The organism is Clostridium hydrogeniformans DSM 21757, assembly GCF_000686705.1.
GTDB lineage: Bacteria > Bacillota > Clostridia > Clostridiales > Clostridiaceae > Clostridium_Z > Clostridium_Z hydrogeniformans.
This window is the reverse complement of sequence record NZ_KK366005.1, coordinates 214565-220850: the sequence shown is the minus strand read 5'-3', so window position 1 is coordinate 220850 and position 6286 is coordinate 214565. Positions and strand designations below refer to the sequence as shown.

General features: G+C 26.9%; 4 protein-coding genes and 1 pseudogene. 3 read left to right on the top strand and 2 right to left on the bottom strand.

Translation table 11 applies throughout. The features are described from left to right. From BR69_RS0118150 to BR69_RS22225, 3 genes and pseudogenes are all read left to right on the top strand, one after another. Nucleotides 1-345, top strand: coding sequence for a hypothetical protein (locus BR69_RS0118150; protein WP_027634476.1), 345 nt, complete (start codon nt 1-3; stop codon nt 343-345). Between the two features lie 1973 nt (nt 346-2318). Continuing rightward, on the top strand, nt 2319-2609 hold the full coding sequence (locus BR69_RS0118135; RefSeq protein WP_027634475.1) for a polymorphic toxin type 24 domain-containing protein: 291 nt from the start codon (nt 2319-2321) through the stop codon (nt 2607-2609). 77 nt (nt 2610-2686) lie between these two features. Further along, a pseudogene (locus BR69_RS22225) lies at nt 2687-2920 on the top strand (Imm53 family immunity protein); the annotation flags it as partial. A 1244-nt stretch (nt 2921-4164) separates the two neighbouring features. Here BR69_RS22225 and BR69_RS0118120 read toward each other — a convergent pair. Both BR69_RS0118120 and BR69_RS0118115 read right to left on the bottom strand, forming a co-directional pair. Further along, complete coding sequence (locus tag BR69_RS0118120; RefSeq protein WP_027634474.1) at nt 4165-4695, bottom strand: YcxB family protein; 531 nt, start codon at nt 4693-4695, stop codon at nt 4165-4167. Between the two features lie 261 nt (nt 4696-4956). Then, nucleotides 4957-5553, bottom strand: a complete 597-nt coding sequence (locus BR69_RS0118115) for a hypothetical protein (RefSeq protein WP_027634473.1) — start codon at nt 5551-5553, stop codon at nt 4957-4959. Nucleotides 5554-6286: the final 733 nt, after the last annotated feature.

The window sequence follows — 6286 nt, the reverse complement described above, 5'->3', positions numbered from 1 at the left end:
ATGAAGGAAATTTTTATTAGAAGTCTTTACAAAACTATAGTTCAAGAAGGGAAGAACGAATATAAAGAGCTACTTGATAATACCAATGTAGAGGAAGCTACTGATAAGTATTGGATAAGTGCATTGCAATTATACGAAAATCTGACAGAAGAAAATAAAAAAAAGTTAATGGGAGTAATAGAATTAGTAATGATTGATACTATTTCAAGTATTCTAGGTATAATTGATGGAAGTAGTACATTAAGTGGGTGTAAGACTGAACCTAAATTGTATTTAGACAATATTGATACTGATAATGAGTTACAAGATTTATTTTTAGAATATGTAGAGGAAATAGAAGAATAGGCAATATAAGTAGATGCATAATAAATAGGTGATTAACTGCATAAAAAATAATAAGAGGACAATCTAGCTAAATCAATAAAAGTAATAAGATTTAATACTGCATAACTTAAATAATGCAGTGAAAGAAGTTAAAAGGTTAATGTTTCAGTAATTGGAGCATTAACCTTTTTTTCATGTGCTGAAATATTTATAAAAGCTAAGAGGACTAGGGTTAAAAACTATCGTAAGCTGAAAGCATAGGAAATCCTAGGGTCAATAATTCCACTTGAAATCGAGGGGAATTGGGAACAATAAATATATAGGGGAAAATCAATTCCACTAAAAAATAAAAAGAATTGAAAAGATAAAACATATAAATAATGGAACTTGGAACTCGGGACTTGGAAAGAGCAACGGGGGGATAGGGGGGAACAAGAACCTAAAGATAAATAATAAAAATAAAGAAAGATTAAGAAAAGATAAATTGATAAATAAAAAATAATCAGAATAAATAATAATAAGTTAATAAAAGAAAATCTAATGAGATAAGAACTAAAGTAATAATCAATGAAGAAATTATAATAAATAACCAATAAAATAATTCAATAAAATAGATAACTAAAAAATACAATACATCAATAAAGATAAATACATCAAAAAACAACGATAAGGTAGATAAAAACAGAGATTTACAAGAAGGTGAATAACAATACTATTCAGCTTGAAAAGCTGTAAATAATGGCTAAATCAACTGAATTTAAAATAGATAATTTGAGTTTACTTTTAACTCCAAAATTTTAAATAAACTAACTGCAAAAGCTATTAATACGAATGATAATTATAGAAATGATTTATCTTAAAGGATTCTAACAAAGTCGATTACTTTAGACTTACTACATAATTATTATAATGCAGTTAGCTGTAATTAAAAGAAAAACTAAATATATATTATAACAATTATAAGAGTCAATGTTTCTAATTAAGAAGCATTGGCTCTTTTTACATATAAAGAAATTGAGAGGAGTAAAGATGGTGTATAAAATAATTGAAGATTTCAAAGTAAGCCTAATTGGGATGGTAAGGGTGTCGAAACAATAGAAAGCTAAGGACTTCATATAATTTCCGATAATTAAAGACGTTGATTTCAATGATAATCTTCTAAGTTACAAGAGTTTTCTAGTATAAAGTAACTATGAGGTAGAAACAATCAATAAAAAGATAAAGGATATTCATTCATCAAACATATATCTAATAGCAAATAGGAACATGAAAAAGTTGTTGTAGTAAGTCTATTATAAAGATTATAGAATAACTATAGAGAAGCGATTAGATTTACATACTTATTGCAAAAATAATTCTTTAATTTATGATAATCAAAATGGTCACTAGACTAAACTATTTGATAGCCTTGGTTTATGGGGAAAGAACCAAAGTGACTATTTAGGTAGCAAAATAAAAGGTGGTTATGAAACAGTAGAAGAAACTGGTTCTTGGGCATGGAATAGTGCCAGAAGTTGGGTAAGTGGCACATATAATAAGATTAAGGAAATGGATTAAATGAAGCAAAGAAATATGTAAAATCGGCGATTAATATAATAAGAAATAAAGTTAAATATGTATATAATGACAGAAAAGTTATAAAGAATGCAGAAATGATCGCAGCTGAGATGGCGAAGCTAGGAATAGCTTCAGATGTTGTAAATGGATTAGACATTGCAGAAAATATTAATGTATCATAACTAGTATCTAGAGTATTAGATAATTCAATTGCGGTAAGTTTACCTGTAGTTAATATGATTTTAAATTTAGCAAAAATCGGACCAGCATTAGCAGGAGCCGGAGGAGGAGCATTAAAGTTATTTAATAATAACTCAAGTAAGAAAGAAATAATTAAACAGACAGAAACATAAAAGAGCTTTAATAGTAATTTAAGGCAAAGGGATATTAAGTTTTTTGAGGAAACGGGTAAAGCTGAGGATACTTTTATAATAGATTTGCAGCTGTTTGGAAGAAAATCTTCGAATAAGCTAAAACCAGATACACCGGCGAATGGATATCCTCATAGTACTTTCAAAACTGATCCATCAACAGGAAAAGTTACTAACTATGAAATATATAAATCAAATCCGAAGAATCCAACAGGATTAGATTTAGGAAAACGCTATGATGGAACAGGTAATCCGCATTATAATCCAGTAACTGGTGAGGATCTAATGCCACATGTGCATGATAAGTCAGTACCAGGTGGAGTAAGAATACCAAGAATTGACGAAATACCGAAATAGGAGGAAATGATTGGATGAATGTGATAAAAAAGATAGAGGAATGGTTTGAAAAAGAATGTAACTGAGATTGGGAACACAGCTATGGATTTAGAATACAAAATTTAGATAATCCAGGGTGGCTTGTTGATATTGATATAGTTGATACAGTGCTTGAGGATAAAGATTTTACACCAATAAAAATTCTAAGAAGTGGTGATAATTGGATTAACTTCAAAATTAAGGAAAAAGTGTTCAAAGGTAGGGGGGGAATTTGTAACTTAGAAGAGATTCTAAGTACATTTATAAATTGGTCTGATTGTAATAGGTCTTAGTAGAATGATTGAAAAAGTCAGGGGATACTAACCACAAAAAACAGTTGACAAGCAAGATGTAACTATAATCATTATCCAGCAATGGATTGAGAGATTAATTTAAAGTATGAACTGTTTGCATAATTTCAATAATTTAGTAAGCTGTAATAAAAGTAAAAATCAAATATATATTATAGTATTAGTAAAGGTTAATGTTGAAGAAAAAGGCGTTAGCCTTTTTTCTATACCTAAAACATTAAAAGGAGTAAAGAAAAATGAATGAACTGCTAAAAAATTAAAAATAAACTTAGAGGAAGATAGGAGAGCTTAAAGACAGTTGAAAGCTATGTTTGATATACTTCTGATTTTGGAGCATTCCTTGAAAGTAAGGGAGTTGATTTCAATGGTGAAATAAAAAGATTCTATATCACTAGTTATAGGAATTATCTAATTGAAAATCAGTATTAACTAGCCACTATTAATAAGAAGGTGAATAGTATACATTCTTTCAATAATTATTTGGTTGAAAATGGGTACACAAAAGATATGGTAGTAGACATTGCAAAAGATAAGATGAAGGTCAGTAAAAGAAATTGGATGAAGATAAAAATATAATTTTAAATAAGATTGAAAGTAGACCAGAAAGATAATACTAGCTATCTAATTAGATGCATAAAATTACTGTATATAAATGCAAAAAAGTTAGTACAATAAGTTGATAGTAAAATCAATATAAATAGCAATAAACTTCATAGCATAATATTAATAATGAAGTGAAAGAAGTTAAAAAGATTAATGTTTTAGTAATTGGAGCATTAATCTTTTTTTCATATACTGAAATATCTTTAAAAGTAAAGACAACTAGGAGTGAAATAACACCGCAAGATGAAAGAAAAGTAAATCCTAGCGTTTTTAATTCCACTTGAAATCGAAGAGCAAAAAGAACATACAATATGTAATAGATAATAGATAATAGATAGAAAAGGAAACACACTACTCATATGAATCCGTAGGTGTAAGTTCCACTAGCTAAATATAAAATTTAGGGTCTCACTTAAAGATAAAAAGAATTGAAAAGATAAACATATAAATAATGGAGCTCAGGACTAGAAAAGAGGAACAGGGGGAGGAGGAGATAAAAACTTAAAGGAAAATAGGGGGTAAAGTAGAGAAAAATAATAATAAATAAAAATTAGTTCAATTTGATATTGCAATTTATAGTTTAGGCTTTAAGTAAAAGTAAGTGATATACACTCATATGTATATCATTTATTTTTAAAATTTTTATTGATATAACCTATGAAATTAGCTGTTTTTTCTGATGATTTGAATGAGTCTATAGGTATTTGAATGCAAGATATCAATTTAGTATGTACATATATATACTTATGATCAATTATTAGATTAGTTACAGAAGACCAAGGCACTTTAGATTTAGAAGCAATAGTTTCTATAATTATTTCAGATGTATTCAATAATACTTTTGTTGAAGCATTTAAGTATTCATCAAGATTAGTAATTCCCTTAATGGATAAACGATAAGATTTTTTTGTTAGCCAAGGAAAAATTTTAGAAAGTATAAGTGTTCCAATTATACTAATGGTGATTTGTACAGTTGCTGTAAATAAAAAGTTATTATGCCATGGATAATTAGAAATAATTGTATACAGTATCACAGATGAGAAGGGTAGCCATGTGAAAACCTGTTTCTGTATTTTAAACGATTTAGAATCTTTAACAAGATGATAGTTTAGGTCAATAATATGTTGCATTTCATTTTTAAATTCAATCTCCATAAATTCTCCTTTCAAGATAAAAATTTAGCTTGAATAAATATATATATTAACTATTATATGGTATTTTGGATAAAAATCCTAGATTTTTAAAATCATAACACGTTCAATGTGGATTATATGTCAAAGTTAATGTCATTTTCATCAATCCTTGAGAAATAGGTCTAAAAATTTTCTTCTAAAATATCTACATTAAGAGAATACAACAATAAAAAGAGTCAATGCTTCAATTAAGAATCATTAACTCTTTTAAAAATATATCCTTTAAAAGTCTGGAGTATCATATAAGCTAAAACCAACAACTTCTTTTAAATAGTTATTTACATATACCTTTATTATATCTAGGTTTTTAGATTTAAATTTAACCACATCTATGGATTTATCTTTGGAGGCTTCTTTAGACAAGAAAACAAGTTCTCCATCTTTTGTTTCTAAGTTTTTCTCATATATGAACTTTTCGGCAAGGTTTTTAGCTTCTGTTTCACTTATACTTCCATCGGGAGTATAAACTAATTTAAAGAGTTTTAATAGGGTATCCTTATCTCCAAATTCTCCAACAAAGCTTATTATTCCAAGATCTTTTACCTTTTCTTTTAAGGTGCCACTAAGCCTATCACCCTTATATATGGGTTTATTAGTTTCAGCTTCTATGAGAGCATCTTTATAATCAAGGTTATAGGAAAACTTTTTTTCATCTATTTCTGTATTTAAGTAATCACTTAAAGCACTTATAGTTTTATTTTTTAGTTTATCTGTGTCTTTTGAGTAATCATCAGAAAATTTATTTATATCTATACTATCACATCCAACCAAAAGGAAGATGGGGATTATAAGAAACAACAATTTTTTAAAGATTTTCATATTATCACTCCTTTAGGGTTGAGTCTTTAACTTAAAATATCTATACTAATTAAGTTTCTATTTACAATTATTTAATATTTTAATTATATTACCTAACTCATCAGTATTTTTAAAATTAAATAGAATTAGTGATATTTGTATCATATAAGAATTAGGCAACTATAAATCCTTAATTTAATCATATTTTACCACATAATTTTAAGTTTTAAACTTACACTTTTGAAAGGTAGTATTCATTAGGTAATAACCTAATGAATACATGATTTTAATACAATAGTTTAATATATTTTAAAAGGTTTTCATTTAATAATAAGGAAAGCTTTTCACTATGGAACTAATAGGATAAATTATTTAGGTGATTTTAAGGATATAAATATGAATATAGAGGCAATAATATAGTAATAACTCTTATTTTATAACAGAGTCATTAATATGTATGGAGGTAAGTATATAAAAAAGGTATTAAGTAGAAACAGGTATGAGATAAGTGACAATTAAATTGTTATGTTCTAATAGAAGGATTGTAGTATTTTGTGGAATAATATAAAGAAGATTCATTAAGTATTTATATATAAGTTTTAGTGTAGAAGGTAGTGATAGCATAGAAGCTTATAAGGAATAAAATGAATTTTTTTCTTTAGATAGCTATGGCTTTAATTAAAAGCAAAATTCTTATCCAATCTATAATAAGAAGAATTAGCCAGTATTATACATTATAATTAGGGGAGATACT